The 25053-nt window shown below is 40.9% G+C and carries 18 protein-coding genes; 11 read left to right on the forward strand and 7 right to left on the reverse strand.

Features of this window, described 5'->3' with window-relative positions:
• Positions 1-7 precede the first annotated feature (7 nt).
• The 9 genes from malQ to rluF all read left to right on the forward strand — a co-directional run bounded on the left by malQ (position 8) and on the right by rluF (position 15179).
• The gene (gene malQ, locus WDB87_RS12675) at positions 8-2005 is read left to right on the forward strand and encodes a 4-alpha-glucanotransferase (RefSeq protein ID WP_337850039.1); all 1998 of its coding nucleotides are present in this window, start codon (positions 8-10) and stop codon (positions 2003-2005) included.
• Complete coding sequence (gene glgB / locus WDB87_RS12680) at positions 1998-4217, forward strand: 1,4-alpha-glucan branching protein GlgB (protein ID WP_337850040.1); 2220 nt, start codon at positions 1998-2000, stop codon at positions 4215-4217. The genes malQ and glgB overlap by 8 nt, the downstream gene beginning before the upstream one ends.
• Complete coding sequence (gene glgX / locus WDB87_RS12685) at positions 4210-6273, forward strand: glycogen debranching protein GlgX (RefSeq protein ID WP_337850041.1); 2064 nt, start codon at positions 4210-4212, stop codon at positions 6271-6273. The genes glgB and glgX overlap by 8 nt, the downstream gene beginning before the upstream one ends.
• Positions 6266-8803 (forward strand): glycogen/starch/alpha-glucan phosphorylase, encoded by a 2538-nt coding sequence (locus WDB87_RS12690; RefSeq protein WP_337850042.1) that lies wholly within the window; start codon positions 6266-6268, stop codon positions 8801-8803. The genes glgX and WDB87_RS12690 overlap by 8 nt, the downstream gene beginning before the upstream one ends.
• A 14-nt stretch (positions 8804-8817) precedes the next feature.
• Positions 8818-10119: a glucose-1-phosphate adenylyltransferase gene (glgC, locus tag WDB87_RS12695; RefSeq protein ID WP_286247994.1), complete on the forward strand. Its 1302-nt coding sequence runs from the start codon at positions 8818-8820 to the stop codon at positions 10117-10119.
• Positions 10120-10160: 41 nt separating this feature from the next.
• Complete coding sequence (locus WDB87_RS12700) at positions 10161-11696, forward strand: glycogen synthase (protein WP_337850043.1); 1536 nt, start codon at positions 10161-10163, stop codon at positions 11694-11696.
• Positions 11697-11787: 91 nt separating this feature from the next.
• Positions 11788-13002, forward strand: coding sequence for an EAL and HDOD domain-containing protein (locus WDB87_RS12705; RefSeq protein ID WP_337850044.1), 1215 nt, complete (start codon positions 11788-11790; stop codon positions 13000-13002).
• Positions 13003-13036: 34 nt separating this feature from the next.
• Positions 13037-14116 (forward strand): DUF418 domain-containing protein, encoded by a 1080-nt coding sequence (locus WDB87_RS12710; protein ID WP_337850246.1) that lies wholly within the window; start codon positions 13037-13039, stop codon positions 14114-14116.
• Between the two features lie 76 nt (positions 14117-14192).
• The gene (gene rluF, locus WDB87_RS12715; protein WP_337850045.1) at positions 14193-15179 is read left to right on the forward strand and encodes a 23S rRNA pseudouridine(2604) synthase RluF; all 987 of its coding nucleotides are present in this window, start codon (positions 14193-14195) and stop codon (positions 15177-15179) included.
• A 9-nt stretch (positions 15180-15188) separates the two neighbouring features.
• Here the strand turns inward: rluF and WDB87_RS12720 are convergent, their stop codons facing one another.
• From WDB87_RS12720 to WDB87_RS12735, 4 genes are all read right to left on the reverse strand, one after another.
• A complete protein-coding gene (locus WDB87_RS12720) occupies positions 15189-15773 on the reverse strand; it encodes a hypothetical protein (protein ID WP_337850046.1) in 585 nt (194 codons plus the stop codon).
• An 8-nt stretch (positions 15774-15781) separates the two neighbouring features.
• Positions 15782-16042 (reverse strand): MetJ regulator of methionine regulon, encoded by a 261-nt coding sequence (locus WDB87_RS12725; RefSeq protein WP_286248007.1) that lies wholly within the window; start codon positions 16040-16042, stop codon positions 15782-15784.
• 80 nt (positions 16043-16122) lie between these two features.
• Positions 16123-19203 carry an efflux RND transporter permease subunit gene (locus tag WDB87_RS12730; protein WP_337850047.1) on the reverse strand — a complete coding sequence of 1027 codons (3081 nt, stop codon included), beginning with the start codon at positions 19201-19203 and terminating at the stop codon, positions 16123-16125.
• Between the two features lie 2 nt (positions 19204-19205).
• Positions 19206-20288, reverse strand: a complete 1083-nt coding sequence (locus WDB87_RS12735) for an efflux RND transporter periplasmic adaptor subunit (RefSeq protein WP_286248014.1) — start codon at positions 20286-20288, stop codon at positions 19206-19208.
• A 123-nt stretch (positions 20289-20411) separates the two neighbouring features.
• Here WDB87_RS12735 and WDB87_RS12740 point away from each other — a divergent pair, with 123 nt between their 5' ends.
• Entirely contained in the window at positions 20412-21308 is an 897-nt protein-coding gene (locus WDB87_RS12740; protein ID WP_337850048.1) for a LysR family transcriptional regulator, read from the forward strand.
• Positions 21298-21609, forward strand: a complete 312-nt coding sequence (locus WDB87_RS12745) for an MGMT family protein (RefSeq protein WP_286248019.1) — start codon at positions 21298-21300, stop codon at positions 21607-21609. Before WDB87_RS12740 ends, WDB87_RS12745 begins: the two co-directional genes overlap by 11 nt.
• Positions 21610-21909: 300 nt before the next feature.
• Here the strand turns inward: WDB87_RS12745 and WDB87_RS12750 are convergent, their stop codons facing one another.
• From WDB87_RS12750 to WDB87_RS12760, 3 genes are all read right to left on the reverse strand, one after another.
• Entirely contained in the window at positions 21910-22890 is a 981-nt protein-coding gene (locus WDB87_RS12750; protein ID WP_337850049.1) for an alpha/beta hydrolase, read from the reverse strand.
• An 88-nt stretch (positions 22891-22978) separates the two neighbouring features.
• Complete coding sequence (locus tag WDB87_RS12755; RefSeq protein ID WP_160178369.1) at positions 22979-23995, reverse strand: haloalkane dehalogenase; 1017 nt, start codon at positions 23993-23995, stop codon at positions 22979-22981.
• 78 nt (positions 23996-24073) lie between these two features.
• The gene (locus tag WDB87_RS12760) at positions 24074-25036 is read right to left on the reverse strand and encodes a hypothetical protein (RefSeq protein WP_337850050.1); all 963 of its coding nucleotides are present in this window, start codon (positions 25034-25036) and stop codon (positions 24074-24076) included.
• Between the last annotated feature and the right edge of the window lie 17 nt (positions 25037-25053).

Consider the following 25053-nt stretch of genomic DNA (forward strand, 5'->3'; position numbering starts at 1 on the left):
CGAGTAAATGGACGCACTTTCGCAGTTGTTTTATTTGCACGGTATTGGTTATGAGTTTACTAAATACACGGGCGAGCAGGTTATATTTAGCGAAGACACGCGCAAACGTGCCTTACAATGTTGTGGCGTAAATACTGATGATGGGCACCAAATCGCACAGCTTAATTATCAATTAGATGTTGCGCCTTGGTTAGAATTATCGCCCAATACCAGCTTAGTGAATTTAACTGATAACCTTTTTTATATTCGTATAGATGAGCGTCAGCTTGATTTACCTGTTGCAATAAGGTTGCCAAAGTTAAATGTCACTTTTGAACGTGCTAACTTACATAATTTGGCCATTACAGGCGATTACTATGTACATGGCGTGCGTTATATTGAAGTGGCAGTGCCTTTAGGAGTTATTCCGGTAGGTTATCATCAGGCGCGGGTTAGTGTAGGGGAGCAAAGCAAAGAGATTCAATTGTGGGCCATCCCAGAAAAAGTTTTTCAAGTAGATGATACTAAGCGCACAGGGCTTTCGCTGCAGTTGTACACGGTTAAAAATAAAGCAGGCCTAGGTATAGGGGATTTTAATGATTTACTAGAGCTATGTGATTTATGTGCACAGCAGCACTTGGACTACATATTACTTAATCCATTACATTTGCTGTTTGCTCAGCAAAGTGATCGAGCTAGCCCCTATAGCCCTAATAGCCGTGCGTTATTAAATCCTTTGTACATTTCTGTTGAGCTTTCAGCTGATGGTAAAAATAACCCGCAGTTAAATGCTTTGTTACACAGTGATGAGGTAAAAGCGCTTTTAAACAGCAATGAACAGTTTATAAATTATGAAAAAGTAAGTGCAGTTAAATATGCATTATTTAAAGCGCTATTTAGTCATTTTGAAGCACATGCCAGCGCTTCACGGCGCGATGAGTTTGCACAGTTTTGCAAACAAAACGCCCAGACCCTAACTACGCTAAATTCAGCCAATCCTACTTTTGATTACTATTTACAATGGCAAGCTAAATTACAATTAAGCCACTGCCAGCAGCATTGTTTAGATAAAGGCATGGCAATAGGTTTAATTAATGACCTTGCTGTTGGTTGTGCAGGAGATGGCGTTGAGTATCAATCTCAGCAATCACTTTTTAGTAATAATGCCAATGTTGGCGCGCCGCCAGACCCATGGGCGCAAGCAGGGCAAAATTGGGGATTGCCTGCGCTTGACCCGCAACAATTAAAAAATGATCATTTTGCCTTTTATCGCTCACTTATTCGCGCAAACATGCAAGGCGTTGGGGGGTTGCGCATTGATCACGTTATGGCACTAAGGCGCTTATGGTGGTGCTTTGAAAATAATCATACACAAGATGGCTGTTATGTTTATTACCCTTTCGAGCACTTATTGGCTATTTTAAAAATAGAGTCTCACCTTAATCAGTGCATAGTAATAGGAGAAGACTTAGGCATAGTCCCGCCCGAGGTTAAACACGCACTTGCTGTAAGTGGCATTTATTCAAATAGTTTATTTTATTTTGAAAAACAACATGATGGCGAGTTTCTTCCGTTACAACAATTACCTAAGCATTGTTTAATTATGATAGCCAATCATGACGTACCGCCATTTTGCGGCTGGTGGCAAACAGATGATTTAGATATTAAACGCCAGTATCAGCTTATTGATGATCAGCAGTACCAACAGCAACTGCTCGAACGACAACAAGAAAAACAACGATTACTGCGTTTTATACGATTACATAGCGCAGAGCAACTTAGCGAAACGAGTGATGCTATGTGTGTTTACGGTGAACTTGCCAAAGCACTTGCACAGAGTGATAGCCGTTTATTTGCACTTCAGCTTGATGATTTAGATAAACAAACGTATCCGGTGAATATACCCGGTACTAATACCGAATACCCAAATTGGCGCCGTGTTTTAACGCACTCATGTAACGATATTTTTAAAAATAATGCCAGTACCTTGGCTGCAGTTAATTCAATAAGGAAAGGATATGAGTAGTACCGCACCAAAGGTTTCATTACAGACCCATTACGACGCACAGGTAACTGCACTGCAAGGCGGCAGATTTAAAGACCCTTTTAGTTTTTTAGGGGCGCATGCCTATAAAAATGGCTACGAAATACGCGTGTATTTACCCGCAGCTAAAAATGTAAATATTATTATCAATGATAAAAAAGTAATTGCTAAGCGTTATAACAACAGCGATTTATTTATTGCAGCAAGCAACGAAATGCCCGCGCAACCTTATAAATGTGAGGTTGACTATGCAGAGTCAGCATTATGCTTTTACGATGAATATAGTTTTTCAAGTAGCCTAGATACGGATGCAATGTATTTATTTAACGAAGGCAGTTTAGAGCATGCATATAAACATTTAGGCGCACACTTTATTAACCAACAAGGGATTAATGGCGTGCGTTTTTGTGTGTGGGCGCCTAATGCAGCCAGTGTGTCTGTTATAGGCGAATTTAACCTTTGGCAAGCTAACCGCCATTACATGCGCTTTCATCCTGCTTGTGGTGTGTGGGAGCTTTTTATCGCTGGGCTTCAGCCCGATACCTGTTATAAATTTTCTATTGTGACACAGCAAGGCGATGTACTTGAAAAAGCAGATCCATTCGCCTTTAAAATGCAGCAAGCCCCAGGTACAGCTAGTGTGTTACAACAACAAGCAGCGGCTATTACCCTTAGTGATAGCGAGCTTAAAAATCGTCAAAAGCGTAACCACATAGACGCGCCAATCAGTATTTATGAAGTGCACTTAGGTTCATGGCAACGGGCTGAAGAAAATCGCTATTTAAGCTATAGCGAACTTGCCGACAAATTGGTTAATTACACCCTTGAAATGGGCTTTACCCATATTCAATTAATGCCAATAAGTGAATACCCGTTTGATGGCTCGTGGGGTTATCAGCCGGTGGGGTTATTTGCACCAACTAGTCGCTTTGGTGATTACAGCAGTTTTAAATACTTTGTTCAGCAGTGCCATAAAGCAAACTTAGGTGTGCTACTTGATTGGGTGCCTGGGCATTTTCCTAGTGATCCGCATGGTTTACACCACTTTGACGGCACGCATTTATTTGAACATGCCGATATTCGACAAGGCTTTCACCCTGATTGGAACACCTATATTTATAATTACGACCGCCCGGAGGTTAAAAGCTTTTTAATCTCTAATGCGATGTATTGGCTAGAGCAATTTGGTCTTGATGGTCTGCGCGTAGATGCGGTGGCTTCAATGCTTTATTTAGATTACAGCCGTAAAGAAGGGCAGTGGGTTGCTAATTGTTACGGCGGACGGGAAAATCTAGGCGCTATTGAGTGCTTAAAGCAGGTAAATTTGCGTAGTTATAAAAATAATACAGGCATTATGATGGTAGCTGAAGAGTCGACCGCGTGGCCTGGCGTTACGCAAAGTGTTGAACATAATGGCTTAGGTTTTGGTTACAAATGGAATATGGGGTGGATGAACGACAGCCTTCATTACATGCAGCACGATCCGCTTTATAGGCAGCACCACCATCACGAAATGACATTTTCTATGGTGTACGCATTTAGCGAAAATTACATTTTACCGCTAAGCCATGATGAAGTTGTACATGGTAAAGGCTCATTAATTGAAAAAATGCCCGGTGATGATTGGCAAAAATTTGCCAATTTACGGGCGTATTACGCATTTATGTGGGCGCACCCAGGTAAAAAGCTGCTGTTTATGGGCGGCGAAATAGCACAGCGAAAAGAGTGGGATCACAACCATTCTATTGATTGGCATTTGCTAGAGCATAAAAGCCACCGCGGTATACAAAACACTGTACAAGCGCTCAATACTGTTTATAAGCAGTCACCTGCACTGTATGAACTCGACTCAAGCCCTGCGGGTTTTGAATGGATAGATAACAACAATAACGAGCAAAGTATATTTAGTTTTGTACGTTATGCTAAAAATGCCCACGACTTTATTGTAGTAGTGGCAAACTTTACGCCTGTTTCTTATCAAGAGTATGAAATTGGAGTACCCGTAGCGGGTAAATACAAGGTTATTTTAAACACCGATGATGACGCTTTTTTTGGCTCAGGCATTAAAGTAACAGCAAACAAAAACGCCACGGTTAGTAGTGTAGAGGCAAGCGCTCATGGCTTTTCGCATAGCATTAAAATTGCTATTGGCGGCCTGACGACTATTTATTTACAAAAGGTTGAAGATGAGTAATCGATTTGAGGTTTCACATGGGCAACCACAGCCACTTGGCGCAACTATTTGCAGTGGCGGCGTTAACTTTAGTTTGTACGCACCTAAAGCAACACAAGCTTATGTGTGCTTATTTGATAAAAGCGGGCACTCTGAAATATTAAAAGTAACCATGCATATCAACGAAGGCGGTATATGGACAGCTTATGTTGCGCCATTAGATGAAGGCGCATTGTATGGTTATCGCATAGAGGGAGAGTACAATCCCGAAAAAGGCCTGCTATTTAACGAACACAAATTACTCCTTGACCCATATGCAAAAGATTTATTTGGCGAATTTACATGGAGTGAGCGTCATTATGGGCAAATGCCAATTGGTACTAAAAGCACGGTTAACAATGCCATTGATATACCTAAATCGCGGGTCATTAACAGCCAGCCTTATAAACATAAAAAGCCAAACCATAGCTGGTGTAATACCGTTATTTATGAGTGCCATGTAAAAGGATCCACGTGTCGACATCCTAATATACCTAAAAATTTGCAAGGCAAGTTTTTAGGTTTAAGCCATCCTAATTTTATTGAGCATTTGCATAATTTAGGGGTTACCACACTAGAGTTACTCCCTGTACATGCTTTTATAAGTGAGCAATTTTTAACAGCAAAAGGGCTACAAAATTATTGGGGCTACAACACGCTCAACTTTTTTACTCCGCATAAAGATTATTTGGTTAATGACGACATTAACGAATTTAAACAAATGGTTAGCGAGCTTCATAAAGCGGATATAGAGGTTATTTTAGATGTGGTTTATAACCACACCGCAGAAGCAGGGACTGATGGGCCTATTTTATCGCTCAGAGGGTTAGATAACCTCGCTTACTACCGTACGGTTGCTGACAAGCCTCAGGTGTACATAAACGATACAGGCTGTGGTAACACCATTAATATTGACCATCCTAAAACTTTAAAGCTGGTACTAGACAGCTTACGTTACTGGGTACAAGTAATGGGAGTTGACGGCTTTAGATTTGATTTAGCTACTATTTTAGGTCGAAATACTCATGGTTTTAATACCGCTCATGCGTTTTTTCAAGCCATTGAACAAGATCCTGTTTTAAGCTGTGTAAAGCTTATCAGTGAGCCTTGGGATATAGGGCCAGGAGGCTACCAACTGGGCGCATTTCCAGCTCCCTGGCGAGAGTGGAATGACCAATACCGCGATGTAACACGCCGTTTTTGGCAAAGCGAGGAAGGTGTTATTGCAAATGTGGCAAAACGGATTCATGGCTCATTTGATATTTTTGAGCACAGCCAGCGCGGGCCACTCAATAGCATTAACTTTATTACCAGCCACGATGGTTTTACGCTTGCTGATTTAGTCAGTTACGAGCACAAACATAATGAAGCGAATGGCGAGCAAAATCGTGATGGTCATAGTGCTAATCATTCAACCAATTGTGGTGTTGAAGGGTTTACAAATGATGCCAAAGTTATTGCTCTAAGACTGCAACAACAAAAGAACTTTTTACTTACACTGATACTCTCAAAAGGGGTCCCTATGATTGCCTCAGGCAGTGAAATGGGGCACTCGCAAGGGGGGAATAATAATGCATATTGTCAAAATAACCGCACCAGTTGGTTAGCATGGAAAGACTCGCAGCTAAATCATTCACTAATCCGATTTATTGATGATGCATTAAAAATAAGACGCGGCCATAGTGCCTTTAAACACAGTGTGTTTTCAGAAGATATTGACGAGCGCTTTACGGTTAAATGGTTTACCGAGCAAGGCGTAAAAATGACAAACGAGCATTGGCACGAGCCGCAACGGCAGTTTTTGATGTACAGCTTGTTAGATAAGCAAAATAAATATGCCTTATTGATCATTTTAAATGCGAGTAAAAAAACAGTTTTTTGTAAGTTACCCCCATCGCCTATAGCGGCGCAATGGGACATGGTTTTATCTAGTGTACATAACGCATCGCTCAGCAATAAAGAGGATGCAATAGTCGAAATTTCAGCACAGAGTAGCTGGGTTTTTAGTGCAAATTTAGAGGACGAAGGTCATGTCTAAGCAAGACGAAAATGTGTGTGTGGTAAAAGGGTGGCAAGAGGCCCCTGTAATTGATGAAAGCACTTTAAAAGATGATTTAACTCGGCATTTTTACTACAGTTTAGGGCGTGACAAAGTGGGTGAGTCGCAACTGTACTTATACCACGCGTTAGCACTGACAATCAGAGATCGGCTTGTTGCACGCTGCAGAGAAACCAAACAACAGATCAAGCAAGAAAAACGCCGTAAAACAGCCTACCTATCGCTAGAATTTTTAATGGGTAGAGCACTTGGTAATGCAATTTTAAACCTCGATTTAGACGAGCAAGTCTCCAGTGCCCTACAAGAATATTGCACCACAATTGAAACCGTAGCCCAAGCAGAGCACGATGCGGGCTTAGGCAATGGTGGTCTTGGGCGTTTAGCTGCTTGCTTTTTAGATAGCTGTGCAAGCCTTGCGCTCCCCGTGGTTGGTTACGGTATTCGCTACGAATACGGCATGTTTAACCAATCATTAAAAAATGGTCACCAAGTTGAGCAACCTGATAACTGGCTTCGTGAGGGGCACCCGTGGGAGCTTGCCGCACCTGAGCAATCGCAACGTGTGAAGTTTTTTGGTCATGTACAAAGTTATACCGACAAACATGGGCGAGAGCACCGTCAATGGGTTGGTTGTCACGACGTATTGGCCGTGCCATATGATGTGCCTATTCCTGGTTATAAAAACGATATTGTTAATACGCTAAGGCTATGGAAATCAGAAGCGACCGACGAATTTAATTTAACCGAGTTTAATGCGGGGAGTTATTCAGAAGCCGTAGCACAAAAAAACTTAGCAGAACAAATCACAATGGTGCTTTACCCAAATGACAGCAGTGAAAATGGTAAAGAGCTTAGATTGCGCCAACAGTACTTTTTATCATCTGCGAGTATTCAAGATATCGTATCGCAATGGGTTGAACAGTACGGCGAAGACTTTAGTGATTTTGCTGCACATCATGTATTTCAATTAAATGATACGCACCCTAGTATTGCCGTGGCAGAGTTGATGCGCATTTTGGTTGATGACTACGGGCTTGATTGGGATAAAGCGTGGGAAATTACAACCAGTACAATGGCTTACACTAACCACACATTATTGCCAGAGGCATTAGAAAAATGGTCGGTGCCACTTTTTGCAAAACTACTGCCACGAATTTTAGAAATTATTTATGAAATAAATGCCCGCTTTTTAGCGCAAGTGGCCCAGCATTGGCCTGGTGATGTAAGCAAACAGCGTGCGCTGTCGTTAATTGAAGAAGGCGACGTGCCGCAAATACGCATGGCTTATTTAGCGATTGTGGGTAGCTATTCGGTAAATGGTGTGGCCGCACTACATACTCAACTTTTAAAAGAAGGGCTATTTAAAACCTTTTATGAGCTTTGGCCTAATAAATTTAATAATAAAACCAATGGGGTTACGCCAAGGCGTTGGTTAGCACACTGCAACCCAGCCTTGAGTAAGTTAATTACAGAAAAAATTGGCTCAAAATGGGTTAGCGACTTTGCAGATATTAGCCAATTACGCCGCTACTTTGACGACAGGACGTTTCATCAGCAATGGCAAAATGTTAAACGCGAAAACAAACAACGTCTTGTCGATTTAGTGAAGGAGCGCTGTGGTGTTGATTTTGACGTGGATATGATGTTTGACGTACAAGTAAAACGTATTCACGAATACAAGCGCCAGCTATTAAATGTGCTTCATGTTATTCATTTATATGACCGTATACGCCGAGGCGATACCACAAACTTAGTACCTCGTTGTGTGCTGCTAGGAGGTAAAGCTGCCCCTGGTTACTACATGGCTAAAAAAATAATTAAGCTCATTAATAATGTCGCTGAAGTTATTAATAAAGACCCACTTGCAGCACCTTATTTACGAGTTGCGTTTTTGCCAAATTATAATGTGACCGCAATGGAAACTATTTGCCCTGCAACCGATTTATCAGAGCAAGTTTCGACCGCAGGTAAAGAAGCTTCAGGCACTGGCAACATGAAGTTTATGATGAATGGCGCGCTTACTATTGGTACGTTAGATGGGGCTAATATTGAAATTAGAGACGCTGTTGGCGCTGATAACTTCTTTTTGTTTGGTGCGCAGGCTCATCAAATTGATGATATTAAATCGCGTTATAACCCTTCTCATTTAATAGAGCAAAACAGCGACCTAAGCCATGTAATGCAGTTACTCGAAAGCGGGCAGTTTAACCTGTTTGAGCCTAATTTATTTGACGACATTATTAACGCTATTAAAAGCCCTCACGATCCTTGGTTGGTTGCACATGACTTTGAAAGCTATGTAGCAGCACAAAAGCAGGTAGAGGCCGCGTATCAAGACCAAACGCATTGGACGCAAATGAGTATTTTAAATACGGCCGCAAGTGGCATATTTTCAAGTGATAGAACCATAAGCCAATATAGTGAAGATATTTGGCACTTAACCCCCCTAACTATTAGTGAAACAGACTTACACGCAACTACGAGCCATGCCACTAAGAGCACAGACTAAACGGAGAGAGTATTATGCCTAGTTATGCAAATCGTTACATAAGTAGCTTAACCCGAGATACGTACGCGTTAATACTGGCTGGAGGACGCGGCTCACGCTTACACGAATTGACAGATTGGCGCGCAAAGCCCGCTGTTTATTTTGGAGGTAAGCACCGTATTATCGATTTTCCATTATCAAATTGTATTAATTCCGGTGTGAGGCGTGTAGGCATAGCCACACAATATAAATCGCACTCTTTGATTCGCCATGTTAATCGCGCATGGGGCCATTTTAAAAAGGAATTAGGGGAGTCGGTTGAAATTTTACCCGCTTCTCAGCGTAATGGTGATGAGTGGTATTGTGGGACTGCCGATGCGGTTTTTCAAAACATGGATATTATTCGCCACGAACTGCCAAAATATGTGATGATTTTGTCAGGCGATCACGTTTATAGAATGGATTACGGCGCTCTATTAGCCGAGCATGTGCAAAAAGGCGCCGACATGACCGTATGTTGCCTCGAAGTACCTGTTGAAGAGGCCGCAGATACATTTGGGGTAATGACTGTTGATGAAAAAAATCGGGTGTGTCGCTTTGATGAAAAACCCGCCATCCCCAGCTCTGTCCCTGGTAAGCCTGGAACCTGCTTAGCTTCTATGGGTAACTATGTGTTTAATACCGAGTTTTTATTTGAGCAGCTAAAAAAAGATGCAGACAATGAAGGTTCTGGCCGCGATTTTGGGCACGATATTATTCCGGCAATTATAGAAGAGCACAGTGTGTATGCGTTTCCGTTTAGAGATCCCATGCAAGAAGGGCAACCTTATTGGCGCGATGTAGGAACGTTAGACTCATTTTGGGAAGCCAATATGGAATTGGTAATGCCCGAGCCACAGCTAGATTTATACGATCCAACATGGCCTATTTGGACCTACCAAGAACAGCTGCCACCGGCTAAGTTTATTTTTGATGATGAAGATAGGCGTGGTATGGCGGTAGATTCTACGGTATCGGGAGGGTGCATTGTATCAGGCTCGGTGGTTAGAAAATCATTGCTGTTTTCTAACGTGCATGTGCGCTCATTTTGTGAAATTGAGCAATCGGTTATTTTACCTGGGGCTGTTATTAATCGTCATTGTAAAATTAGGCGAGCCATAATTGATAGAAGCTGTGAAATACCCGCCGGACTTGAAATTGGCTACGATAGAAAAGCCGATGAAGAAAATGGCTTTAGGGTGTCTAAAAAAGGCATAGTGCTTGTGACCCGTGATATGCTCACTGAACTTGCTAAAAAGCTTGAGCGTCAAGCACACGAAAATAAAAAGTTCGCTTAAAATCGGATGCGAATAACAAAGGTTAAGGAAGTAGTAAATAAATGCATGTATTAATGGTTGCCGCAGAAAACGATGCTTTACCAAACGCTAAAGTGGGCGGGGTAGCAGATGTAGTCAGAGATGCCCCAAAAGCACTAGCCGCACAAGGCGTGAGCGTAGATGTTGTTATTCCTGATTATGGGTTTGAGCAACTGCAACGTGAATATATAGGTGATGTCACTGTTATATTTAGAGCGCAGCCGCAGGTATTATCTTTATTTAAAATAAGTGATGACAACACACACATTAATCAATTTGTTATTTCGCACCCACTGTTTAGCCAATCGGGTTCGGTGTATTGTAATGACGAACCCGGGCGACCTTTTGCAACAGATGCAACCAAATATGCATTATTTAGTGCCGCAATATGTGAAGTGTTACTACAGGGATTATTAAAGCGCCCTCAAGCACTGCATCTTCACGATTGGCACAGCGCGTGTGTTGCCGTGTTATTAAAATTTGATAAACGCTACGATACGCTTGCTAATTTACATATTGCCTACACCGTTCATAATTTAGCACTGCAAGGGATCAGGCCTTTTAAACACGACGACTCGAGTTTAGAAGCCTGGTTTCCTTCGTTAGGTTATAACGGGCAACATTTGTGTGACCCTCGTTACCCACACTGCTTTAACCCTATGCGCAGTGCTATAAATTTGGCAGATAAAGTGCATTTAGTCTCACCTACTTACAGTACTGAGGTACTTAAGCCGAGTAATTATCAGCAAGGTTTTTTTGGTGGTGAAGGTTTAGAGCTTGATTTACAAAATCAATCGGCTCAAGGCAAGGTGGTGGGAATATTAAATGGCTGTGAATACCCTGAGCAAATCCCTGAGCAGGTTACTTTATCGCTTTTGTATGAGCGTATTGAACATACCTTATTTAATTGGATGACAAAACATGAGCAGCTTGAAACGAGCTACTATGTTGCGCATCAGCGCATGCTGCAGTTTAAAAACACGCCAATAGATGGGCCCCTAGTCACAAGTGTTGGCAGGTTGACTGAACAAAAGGTGTTATTACTTTGCCAGCAGTATGGGGGCGAATTAGCGCTTGATACAGTATGTGAAATAATTAACCGTTTTAATGGTCGTATAATTATTTTAGGCTCAGGTGACAAAGCCCTTGAGAGTATTTTCACCAAGGCCATGGCACGTAATGCAAACTTGTTGTTTTTAAAAGGGTATGGGCAAGGTATTGGCGATAGCTTATATGAGCTTGGGGATTTATTTTTAATGCCAAGCTCGTTTGAGCCTTGCGGAATTAGTCAAATGCTTGCTATGCGCGCAGGGCAACCTTGTTTAGTACACAGTGTTGGTGGTTTAAAAGACACCGTAAGCCACAACGACAATGGCTTTGTATTTTCTGGCTGCTCGTTAAATGAACAAGTTGATGGATTAATGACATGCTTAATTGAAACCCTTAGCTTAAAACAGCAAAACCCTAAGCAATGGAGTAAAATTAAAGCTAATGCTAAAGGTGCACGTTTTTCGTGGGAAACGGTCGCTGCTGATTATATTTCAAGCATGTATTGCTAAATCATTAAAATTAAACGCAGTCGAAGTGACATTTATACCTATTTAGGCTATTAATTACTTAGTTTGAGTATAAAAATAAGAAGTAGGTAATGTGTCTGTATTTGTTGCAAGGCAAGCAATATTCAATCGTAAGCAAAATGTAGTTGCTTACGAGCTTTTATTTCGTAATAGTGCTGAAAACTTTTTTCCCGAAATAGAAGAAGGTCAAGCTACTGCTCGCCTAATAATGGAAAACCAGCTTAATTTAGGCACCCGCCATATAACCTCAGGTAAAACGGCATTAATAAATATAGGGCCTGACTCTTTAAAACACAATTTATGTGACTTTTTACCCTGTAAAGATGTGGTCATTGAGCTGTTAGAAACCATTGAACCCACTGACGATAATTACCAGCTTTGCAGAGAGCTTTTTCATAAAAATTATAAACTCGCATTAGATGACTTTGTTTATAACGAACAATGGGAGCGTTTTTTAAAGTTTATTAAGCTAGTAAAGTTTGATATTGCGCAAACGCCTTTAACTGATATTGCCGAGATTGTAGAAAAGTTAAAACAGCATAAAAAAATAAAAATATTAGCAGAAAAAATAGAAACCCAAGCCGATTATTACCAAGCGCATAAAATGGGGTTTGATTACTTTCAAGGCTATTTTTTTGCCAAGCCCACAATGCACGAACAGCAAGACATTGATTATAACTATGCCTTAGTTGTGGCTATTTACGCGCAAGTAATGAAACCCAGCCCAGATATAAATCAAATTACTGCGCTCTTTGAAGCTGATGCCGCCTTGGCTTATAAGCTTATGCGGCTAATTAACAGTGGTGTTTTTCCAATTCAGAGTAAAATATCATCTATTAAGCAAGCCTTAGTGTATTTAGGGTATGAGCGTTTAAAAAAGTTTGTCAGTTTAATTGTTACCGCACATACCGCGGGTAAAAAGCCAGCAGAATTAATGCAAGTGTGCGTAGTAAGAGCGCGGTTTTGTGAGCTACTAGCAAAGCAGGTATCTAAACCGTTTGCGGGAGAGGCATTTTTAACTGGCTTGTTCTCACTTTTAGATGCAATACTTGATCAACCAATGAGTTTATTAGTTGAAAAGTTACCTTTTCCTGATGATATTAAAGCGGCGTTATTAAACGAAAAAAACACACTTTATTATATTTTAAATGTAGTAAAAGCCTATGAAACAGGTAGCTGGTGGACATTAGAAAAAGCCGTTATATTACTTAATGTTAAAAGTGATGTGCTGCCAGGGTTATATAATCAAGCCGTAGATTGGGCAGATAATTATAAAAATAATAGTTAAAGGACAGCAACCGCTCATTATGCGAAATTATAATATGGACTTTATTCGCGGCATTGCCGTGCTTTGCTTAGTGTATATGAATGGCTATGCGTTTGGCTTAATGGATTATAGCTATATTCCTTTATCTACCCCGCCTTTTAGCGACTCCCTTATCCATGCTGTGAGTGTTTTTTTTGTTGATGGCCGATTTAGAACGCTGTTTAGCTTACTGTTTGGGGCAGGGCTTTATATTCAATGGCAAAAAGTTAAATCAACAGCACCTTTAAAAGCGCGATTGCATTGGCTTATCATTTTTGGTTTGGTACATGGTTTTTTACTTTGGGCTGGCGACATTTTATTTTTGTACGGTGTATCTGGCTGGTTTGTTCTAAAATATTTGCAAAGCAATAATCAACTGCTTGTAAAAAGGGCGGGGGAATTTCTATTAATTGGTTGTGTAGCAACGGCGTTGGTGCTTTTTAGTGCGCCAGATGAGGTAATTTATCGTGATTCAGCACAGTATATCGATTTATATAGCCCGCATTACAGCGATTACTTTTTGAGTAATCTAGGTATGAATATATTAATGCTGGTTGCTATTCCTATCATGATCATGTGGCTGTGCGTAGGGCTAATGCTGATAGGCATCTATTTATATAAAAATGAGGTTTTTAGTAAAGGCTTAACCAAGCCTCAACTTATCGTTTGTATAGCTGGTGCCTTTATTTTTTCAGGCATGAGGCTGTATGCGTCAAAGTTTACAGGGGGAGCAGGTTACGCCATACAAGAGTTTATAAATACCTTTGCCGCATTGTTCATGGCTGTATTTTATATTCATCTCATCGTTAAATTTTGTAATAACCGTACCCATGTGGGGCGGCTTATTCAGCAGGCTGGACGTTTAGCGTTTACCTTATACATATGCCAAACACTTATGCAGCTGTTGCTTTATAAAGTATTGTATCCGCAGTGGGTATTGAGTTTTAACCGAATAGACTATTGGTTAGTCGCGACCGGCCTGGTTAGCATGCAGCTATTACTTACAACTTTATATTGTCGCTATTATGAGCAAGGGCCGCTGGAATATGTTTGGCGAAAGTTAACTCAAGCAAAAATCGCAAAAATTAATGCGTAAAGGTTTAAATTAGGGGCGAAAAATAATGGCGTGTGGTTTACACTAGTCGCCTTTAAAATTAGGACCATTAAGTGCCATGACCGAATTAAAACGTTTAAATAAATTTATTAGTGAAACAGGTTTTTGTTCACGCCGTGAAGCCGATAAATATATTGAGCAAGGTCGTGTAACGGTTAATGGTAATACGCCTGAAATGGGCGTAAAAGTGGCAGATACCGATACTGTTTTAGTGGATGGAAAACCGCTGCGCGAAAAACCAAAGCGTGTCTATATTGCGTATAATAAGCCAGTGGGTATTACCTGTACCACCGAGAGTAAAATTCAAAGTAATATTGTAAAAGCTGTTAACTACCCCACCCGTATATTTCCTATCGGTCGTTTAGATAGACCATCAGAAGGACTCATCTTTTTAACCAATGAAGGCGATATCGTAAATAAAATTTTGCGAGCGGGTAATAATCACGAAAAAGAATACGTGGTGACAGTTGATAAACCACTAAACCGCCAGTTTGTTAGCAAAATGGCTAACGGTATTCCTATTTTAGATACCATTACAAAAAAATGTAAAGTGACGCAAACAGCGCCGCAAGAGTTTAAAATTGTGCTTACGCAGGGGTTAAACCGCCAAATTCGTCGTATGTGTGAATACCTAGGTTATGAAGTGGTGACCCTTAAACGTACCCGCATTATGAATGTAACGTTAAAGGGCTTGAAAGTAGGCCAGTGGCGACATTTAACCGACGTAGAAATGGCGCAAATTAATGACTCCATTGCTGATTCGGGTAAAACACAAGAGCATTCGGTTGATACCAATAAGCAAAATGCCAATAATAAAGGCGAGCCTAAAAAACGTGACTTTCAGGGTGAAAACCCACGTGCCTTTAATAATGAGCGAGGTACTCGCACTCAAAGGAGTAACACCCCCTTTCAAAAGCGTTCAACTACCTATGTAGGTAAAGGGGGCGTAATTAAAAATACTCAAAGCGATAGCAAAAGCGCAAACAACAAAAAGCCAGCAAACGGTAAAGCGCGTTCATCTGGCACATTAAGTTTAAAAAAATAGCGTGGGCACTTACCACTGTATTTGATGCACAACGTAACCGAGTGGGCTTTTAACGCCCACTATGTTTATTTTCTCATTTTTTAGCCGCTTTAATTTATGTTTATCTAAATACCACCTAAATGAACGCTTTCTGTAAGTTTGTAAATCAAGCACAAGCAGTTTTGCGCAGCTGTATTCGTAATCACTCGGGCACGCCTCTACAGCAAGTAGCTGGTACTCTTGCTGCCAGCTATTATCACTATAATAATAAGTCCAAAGCTTTACAGAAATACAAAAACTAGCCCACAGCCATAAATAAACCAAAACCGGTATAAACAAAATACCCAGCCAGCCCCTAAGCTTTCCATCGTGTTCTAAATAATCTTTAAAATTTGATTTAAAGGTTATGCATGCGTTGTACTTTTTATATCCGTACATACCTGCTGCAATACTAATTACTACTGACAAAGCAGGAAGCAGCTTATGTGTTAAAAAATCATAAGCAGTATTGGCAATAAAGGGGGGATCGAGATTTTCATCCCAAGCAATAAAAAATAGGGGAGGGAGTAGTAAGCTCGCGGTAATGATTATTCTAAAAAGTTGTTTTGCTGTCATTTGAAGGGTTATTTATAAAACACAACGCCAATATAAAGTAAAAAAAGCCCTAAATAAACGGCTAATGCAGATACGCTGTTTTTAGAGCGCAGCCGTTTAATTAAATCGTAAGTACCGCCAAACATGCCTGTTATTACCAGCGCAATACCGCCCGTGAAACGGTAGTTGTTTAAATCTACATTGCCATTTTCGTCGCTTATAAAACGAAAATAGCCAAAGAGAATACATATACAGCCTAGTATTAGTATGAGCGTGCTTATTATGTCCATTTTTAACCTCGGTTTAAATAATAAAAAACGCAGCTACGGAGAGGTAAGCTGCGTTTTAGACGTCCTGTATGGCTTTTAAATTACTTTCTAGGCTCGTAGTCTATTCTAAATACAACAGTATAAAGCACAGGCACAACAATAAGCGTAAGTATGGTGGCAAAGCCTAAACCAAACATAATAGTTACCGCCATTGACTGGAAGAACACGTCAAATAACAGCGGGATCATACCTAAAATGGTGGTAATAGCCGCCATGGCTACAGGGCGTACACGGCTAACGCCCGATTCAAACACAGCTTGATAAGGCGATTTACCATCGCGAAGTTCAAGGTTTATTTGATCAACCAACACAATGCCGTTTTTAATCAGCATTCCGCTTAAACTCAGTAATCCAAGTAGCGCCATAAAGCTAAATGGTGCATTCATTATTAACATCCCCGCACTCACACCAATAATGGCCAGTGGCACGGTAGCCCAAATAACTAAAGGCTGTTTAAGTGAATTGAACAGCAGTACGGTTACCGCAAACATCGCTAAATAACCCAGCGGTAATGAGCCAAATATAGCGGCTTGCGCATCCGATGACGACTCATACTCGCCGCCCCATTCTAATGTGTAGCCACGTGGTAATTCTATTGCCTCTACAGGCCCACGCACGCGAGCAAAAAGCTTGGCGGCAGTTTCATCGCCTAATACGTTTTGATCAGCCATTACCGTTATTGTGCGCTTTCTGTCGCGGCGCATAATTAGGCTGTCTTCCCATTCAACTACAAATTCGTCAACCACTTGTGTTACTGGCACAAATACACCCAGTACTGGGCTGTATATTTGTAAATCGTGAACGCTTTCTACATTTAGGCGCTCATTTGCCGGTGAGCGAGCAATAATTGGCAGTAGTTGTGTACCATCGCGGTATACACCCACTTGCTTGCCCGACAAGCTAGTAAGCAGTACATCATCAAGGTCTGACTTACTAATACCTAAGCGGCGCGCTTTTTGTTCGTTAAATTGTGGGCGAATCATTTTAGTACGTGCGCGCCAATCATCACGAATATTATAAGCGCCGTCGTCTTGTGCGATAACTTCTTCAGCTTGGGCGGCTAATTGTCTCAGTATTACCGGGTCAGGGCCTGTAAAACGCGCTTCAATTTTAGCATCGGTTGAGGGGCCAATTTCCATGGGCTTAATTTTAAGCTCAGCTGAAAGGGGCGTACTTTGAGAGTATTCACGCACTTTTTGCATTACTACAGCCACCGCCTCGCGGTTTTTTACTCTTATAATGAGCTGCCCGTACGATGAGTACGACTTTTGTGGTGCATAAGTAAGCATAAAGCGCGGAGCACCTTGGCCGGTTGTACTGGTTATTTCTTCAACTAGCTCTTCTTTTTGAAGGTAGTTTTCAAGCTTTTTAATTTCCTCGAGCGTTGCTCTTATGTCGGAGCCTTGTTGCTGCCAGTAATCTACATAAAACATAGGCGTGTTAGAGGCAGGGAAAAACGATTGTTTAACCGCACCAAAACCAACCACTGCCGAGCAAAGGAGTACAACCATTAGCACAAGCGTGGTTTTACGATAATGCATAGACACATCTAAAAGTGCTTTATAGCCGGTAAAAATAAAGCCTTGGTATGGGTCGTCATCTTCCTCTTCGCCCTCAGCATTTTTACCTTTTTTAAACTCATCTTGTTTAAACATTAAATTTGCAAAAAATGGCGTAAGCGTAATAGCGGTGACCCAGCTTAATAAAAGCGATATAAACAACACCCAAAATAAGCTACCCGCAAATTCACCGGTCGCATCAGAGCTTAAGCCAATAGGGGCAAACGCTGTAATACCAATAACCGTAGCGCCTAGTAGCGGCCATTTAGTTTGTTCTACAATATTAACCGCCGCTTTTAACTTAGTTTGGCCACGCTTTAAATTTATTAATATGCCTTCGGTTACTACTATGGCGTTATCTACCAGCATACCTAGGGCAATAATAAGTGCGCCCAGAGAAATACGTTGTAGGTCTATGGCAAACAACTTCATAAATATAAAGGTGCCTAGAACGGTTAGTAATAAAATCCCGCCAATTAAAATACCGCTTTTTAACCCCATAAATATAAGCAGTACCACAATTACAATGGCAATCGCCTCTACTAGGCTGACAATAAAGCCATCTACCGATTTTTCTACTTCTTTAGGCTGGTTATATACCGATTTTACATGTATGCCGTGGGGGCGCTGGTATTCAAGCTCTGCTAAGTGCTCGTCAATACGTTTACCTACCTCAACTACGTTCACGCTATTCATAAACGAAACGCCAATTAAAAGCGCTTGTTCTGAGTTGTAGCGAATAACATTGCTGGGTACTTCTGCGTATTCCCTAAATACTTTGGCTACATCACCTAAGTAAATAAGCTCGCTAGCACCGGGTTTTGATATAAGTAGGGTTTCGAGTTCTTTAACATCTTTAAATTCGCCGGTTGGGTGAAAGCGTATAGACTCATCGCCCACTCTAATTTTACCTGCGTTAGAGACTGTATTTTGAGATTGCAGTAAACCAAAAATATGGCTTGGGGCAATACCAAGCTGCGCTAATTTGCGGGTAGACACTTCAACCATAACTTGCGGTTGTTGTTCACCTGCAATGGTTACTTTACTCACGCCTTTAACGAGTACAAGTTCACGCTTTAAGTAATCGGTGTAATCTTTAAGTTCATCATAGGAGTAGCCATCGCCGGTAACCGCATACATAACGCCGTATACATCACCAAAGTCATCTAAAATGGTGCTTGGGTAAACGCCACTTGGGAGTGAAGGTGCTAAGTCGTTAATTTTACGGCGCATTTCATCCCAAATTTGGCGCAGCTGATCTTTACGGTAGGTGCTTTTCATTTCTACCGATATTTGCGACTTACCATTTGATGAAATAGAGGTTACATAATCAACGTAGGGAAGTTGCTGAATCGCATTTTCGATAGGAAAGGTGACCTCTTCCTCTACTTGTTGTGGTGATGCACCCGGATACATAGTAATAACCATGGCGGTTTTAAGCGTAAACTCTGGATCTTCTAATTGGCCTAAATCAAAGTACGACACACTCCCGCCAATTAACAGCAGTAGTGCAAACATCCAGCTAATTACTTTTTTCTCTATGGAGAGTTGTGCAAAGCTCATAATTATAAGCCTCGCTCTTTATTCCATGGGCGTACTTTCATGCCTTCATCTAATGAATGCACACCAGCAGAAACGACAATTTGCCCTTCTTTAACACCGCTCAATACTTCAATGCCATCGCGGTGTACTTGACCGACTTTAACAGCTTGCTTGTTAACAACGCCGGTCTCTGGGTTATATATCCACACATAGGCGTTATCCGACACGCTTTCTTTCGCTTCAGAAAAAACCGACTCGACCGGTAAAATAGTGTAAGCCACTTGTGAGCTGGTTACTTTTGATAAATCGATAAATACACGGCCCGTCATACCTGCAAGTAAGTTAAAGTCTTTAGGTACTGGCAACGAAAAAACAACTTTGTAGGTAAGTGTTGTCGGATCCGCCTGCGTATCCCACTCTTTTAAATCAAGGGTGTACTCTTTATTGTCATAACCGTCAAATACAACGGTAGGGTGGTAGTCGCTGCCTTTTTTAATGCGCGCTATTATTTTTTCAGGCACTTGGATTTCTACATCCATTAAATCGCGGGTTTCTAGGCGTAAAATGTTTTGTTTAGCTTGAATGTTTTCAAAGTTTTTAACAAATACTTTGGCTACAGTCCCAGCAAATGGGGCGCGTAATTCGCTGTATTCTAAGTTGGTTTCGGCAATTTTAAAGGCAGACTCTGCCACTTGCATATTAGCCAATGCTTCATCGTATTCTGATTGACTGGCGATTCTTTTCTCAAGGAGTTGTTCAATACGACCGAGTTGTGATTTAGCAAGCTCATAGCGAGCTTTTCTATCATCGTACTGTAATTGAAAGTCTTCAGGGTCGAGCTTTGCTAAAAGCTGCCCTTTTTTAACTTCTTCACCTGCTAAAACCGGAAACTCTACCAATTCACCATTAACTCTAAAAGCTAAGTACGAGCCTTGGTTTGCAACTACCTCAGCAGGAAAACTGCGTACATTTGTTTGCGAATCATGTCCTATATTAAATAACTTAACAGGCCTAATGGGCTCTTCTTTTACTTGCTTTTCAGGCTCTGAACAGGCCATTAATGTAAGTAAAGTCGTAGTAAGTATACATAGACGAAAGAGTTTCATGTCTTCTCCGTGGCAATGATGGGCAAAATAATTAAGTGCAGGATACGCTGCAACCATATAAAATAAAATTCATTAAATTTTAGAAACAGTATAAGTTTTATTTATGATTATATTGAGCGCAGTATGAAGCTGAATCAATTACAAATTTTAGATGCCATTGTACAAAGTGCAAGTTTAAGTGGCGCGGCGCTTAAATTACATAAAACTCAGCCTGCACTTACACTTGCTATAAAAAATCTTGAAGCAAAAATTGGCTTTGAATTACTCGATAGAAGTAAGTACCGATTACAGTTAACTGAAAAAGGGCGTGTTTTTCACCGCGAAGCACAACAATTATTACATGCAAATGATGAGCTAGCGCAGCTTGCTAAAGAGCTTGCACTGGGTAACGAGCCTCAATATAGAATTTGCTACGAGCAAATTTGTCAAAAAGACAGTTATAACGAGATCATAAGTAATACTTTTAGACTATTTAAGCGTACAGAGTTTAATTTAACCAGCGGCAAACGCTTTGTTTCTTTAGAGCAAGTAAATAGCGGCCAAGTAGAGCTAGGCATAGGGCCCTGGTTTGATTTATTTCATGCAACAGGGCACTTAGAGAGCTTACCTATTGGTAAACTAAACATTGGTATTATTGCATCAACCAATACATATCCTAAGCACATGACCTTTAACGAGCTACAAAATTACCCGTGTTTAGCCATGTTTGAAAGTGACTTAAGCATAGACAGTGACAAACTTTCGTATTCTAAAGGTTCTGCCTTAATGAAGATTGACGATGTAAGCAATTTAAAGTCGTTTTTGCTACAAGGTGCTGGCTGGGCACTGATGAATATAGACTATTGCGCCCCTGAAATAGAAGCCGGGCTGCTGCAGCAAATACAGATAAACGACAGAGAAGATGAGTTTGGTATAGAAGTGCGTGCATTTAGGCGTGATGCAATCCATCATGGCCCTGTTGCGCGCTCTATTTGGGAGCAATTTAAAGTACTCAGTGAGGCGTACGTGAATGAGCGCTGATATCGATAAAGAAACCCTCATCTACACTATCATTGCAAATATACCAGCAGGTTTTGTAGCAAGTTATGGGCAAGTAGCAACGCTTGCAGGTTATCCGCAAAATTCACGCCTAGTAGGGCGCCTGCTAAAGCAAATGCCTGATGATTCTGTTATACCCTGGCACCGTGTGGTAAATAGCCAAGGAAAAATATCGTTTCCCGAAGGCAGTGATAAATACCAAGAACAACGCCAAAAACTGCTATTAGAAGGTGTTAGTTTTAAGAATAAAAAAGTGAATATGCGCGAGTGTAGGTGGGAGTGATATGACCATTACGGGCAGATTAATGCCAGAGTAGTTCGGATAAGCGAAGTGCCATCCGACATAGTAAATTAACTGTTAGCAGTGTTTAGCAAAGTCGATTCACCTTAACCGAGTGAAAAAATAAGCCACAATAGGCTATTCAAGTCTGCTTTACTATTCATACTATATAGGCATGTATCTGTCTCACGTAAATAGTCGAAGTTCGAAATAGAAACTTTTTTATATTTTTCATTACACCCTATTAAAAAACAATAGTTAGCCAAACATTTATATATGTAATATGCGTCCTGAGGACGCACCTTAAAGTGCCTTTGTTACATACTTATCATAATATTCAGCATACGAATCATAGGTAAATTTAACGGCGTCTTGTGAAATTTTAGCCTTTGGAACATACGCATCAAAGCCATGGTAACAGCCTTCATATAATTTAAATGTTACATCAATACCTTCTTTTTCAAGCGCTTCTACGTAAGCAATAGTTTCATCTTTAAAAGGTTCTAAATCGCCGACAAAGGTGATGGTTGGAGGAAAATCCTTATAGTCCTTATTTCTAAATGCAGCAGCGTATTTTGGAGTGTCTAAACCTTGCTGCTTAATATCCGCAAGGTAAGCATCCCATCCTTTTTTGTTAGATTCTGCATTCCAAACAGGTACAGATACCATTTCTTGTGCTGAAGAGGTGCTTTGTGAGTCGTCTATCATTGGATAAAAAGGCATTTGAAAAGCAATATCTATGTCCTTAGTATCTTTTGCTTTTAAGGTTATTGCTGCCGTTAGGCCACCACCGCCGCTATGACCTGCAACCATAAACTTATCCTGATAAATCCCCAACTCATCAGCATGTTCCTTTGCCCATAACAAGGTTTCATAACAGTCATTAAATGCAGCAGGATATGGTGCATCTAAAGATTTTCTGTATGCCGGAGCTATCACTACACAAGGTCTTTTTTCTATAAATTGCTTAATAATATTAAGGTTAGGACCCATTTCAGGGCTGCCTAGTATATAGCCGCCACCGTGAATGTATTCTAGGCAAGGCAATTTCCCTTTCACATTAAGTGGCTTGAAAATTCTCACTCTAATGTCTGGCCCACCACTTTTACTTGGAATATACCTTTGCTCATTGTACATACCGTCTATAAGCTTACCATTAGAGAATTTAGCCATAAAATTCATCAGCTTGATGCCCCAGTTTTTACTTGCGATATAAGGTAGTATTTTAAAGGGCGTGTAAAGTGATTTTAACTCTTCATTCGCTAAATGTTTCATGTTTTTCATAATAGTTTCCCAATAGCGCACTAAAACTTGTGCGCTAAAACAGTGATAAAAATTAACCGAGTTTTAGTACTAATGACGGTATGAAAACCTACTTATTGATACGACGATACCAGTCATGTATTGCACGCCCGATGGCATAAGGCTGGTCTTCTTGCACATAGTGAATACCATTACCAATGTATGTAATTTGGATGTTTTTAGCGCGTTTCTCCCAATAATCAGCCGCTTCTGGCGGATTCTGAGAGCCCGGTGTGGCGTAAAGATACAACCAAGGGATTTCAGTTTCTTCCAGCCATTTGTTATAAGCGCTGATCACTTTTTCCGTAGCTGCTGGCTCACCATTAATTGGCAACTCTTTGGGCCATTGATAAACCTGAATGCGTGATTTTTCAGTGGGAAAAGGTTTCAAGTATTCTTCATGTGCTGCTTTATCTAGCGGACGAACAATGGCTGCAGGTACCGCAACTTTTAGGAACCAATTGTCTTCAATAACCATCTTGCGACCCACATCTTCGCTACGAATCATTTTCGAAAATTTTGCTTTGTGTTTTGGGTAATCTTCCCACGTTTTTGCTGGTAGCAACGGCGCCATTAACGCTTCCATTGTAACAATGCCTTTAATATTGTCGGGATGCTGCCGCGCGTAATGTAAGCCAAGACCAGAGCCCCAATCGTGAACGACAAGCGTTATATTTTTTAGATCAAGCTTTTTAACGAATGCTTCGAAATAAGGGTATTGATCGCCAAACGTGTAATCCATCTCAGGTTGATCTGATTTTCCGAAGCCAATATTATCCGGCGCAATTAATCGGCCTTGCCCTTCTAAGTGAGGCATGACATTACGCCACAAATACGATGACGTTGGCTCTCCATGTAAAAATAAAATCGGATCGCCTTCACCAACGTCAATGTAAGCCATTTTTGAACCAAGAATATCGACGTATTCATGGGTATATTTTGTTGTCGAGGGGATGTCCATTGGCGCAACCTTGTATCCTTTGTAATAATTCTGTTCTTGAGACTTTATTTCTTGAGCATTCGCAAATGCTCCTATTGTGGCTATAAAGGCAGTAGCGGCCAATATGCTGGATAATAGACTTTTCATATTCATTTTCTCTTTTGTATTTTTAAACAGGAGTTATCTGCTTCTGAGATTGTCTAGTACAACGACTTCTGATTTGATTTACTTAATTGTAACCAGAAGCACTTCGACCAAATCTTTTTTACCAAAGTAGATATTTCCGTCGTTGATCATGACAAAACGGCTGTCTTGATTTAGGGGGTAGGGTGCAATGGCAGTTGCACCACCAGCGCCATCTGCAACTATGGTGGTTATTTCGCCACTAATTGACAGCGATTTGACGGTTTCACCATGTGTTGTAAAGAGTATCGATCCATCTTCTCTCACCCAGAAATCGTCAATCATTCCAACTTTCGCCAACAGCTCTGGTTTGCCTTGTGGCTTGCCATCTTCCCCTATTCTAATAAGGGACAGCGTGCCTTTGGACGTATTAGATACAATGAGTCCATCAGATCTAAGTTTTACGCCGTTAGCACCTGGAATAAACATCTTCTGATCAGCAAGTGGAGAAAGCGATTCGTCTTGTATCCATGAACTAATTTCTTGCGTTTTTGGGTTAACTTGCCAAATATTGCCCGATAGTGAATCAACCGCGAGGATTACGTTATTACCAAGCCTGACCATACCGTTCAAATACATGACTTGAGGCGCATCAAATTGCCCAATTTGCTTGCCATTTTTATCAAGCAGGATAAATTGTTGGGAGCCTACTACGTTCTCTCCAAGTAAGAGAGATTTACCAGAGGCCGCAACTAGGTAGCCTCCATCAATTGAAATAAGGCTCAATGGGTAAGCAGACAGTGTCGAAAATGTTTTCGTCTGCCCACCTTGTTCCATCACTTCAATTGACTTTGTAGGGTAGTTGGTAAAAAGTAACCTACCATCTTGTTGAACTTCTAAGTTTTCAAGAAAATTACCATGCGGATATGTTGTTAGCACTTCAATGGTTGCTGATTCATCGGTTTTTTGTGGCTTTGCCTTAGCGAGTGCTAAGTTTGACACCGATATGCCTGCTGCTACGGTCATCACCGTAGCAGCAATCGAGAGTGTCTTCGATATAGTCATGTTTAATCTCTCTTTAA

Origin of the sequence: Pseudoalteromonas sp. C12FD-1 (assembly GCF_037414265.1) — a bacterium.
GTDB lineage: Bacteria > Pseudomonadota > Gammaproteobacteria > Enterobacterales > Alteromonadaceae > Pseudoalteromonas.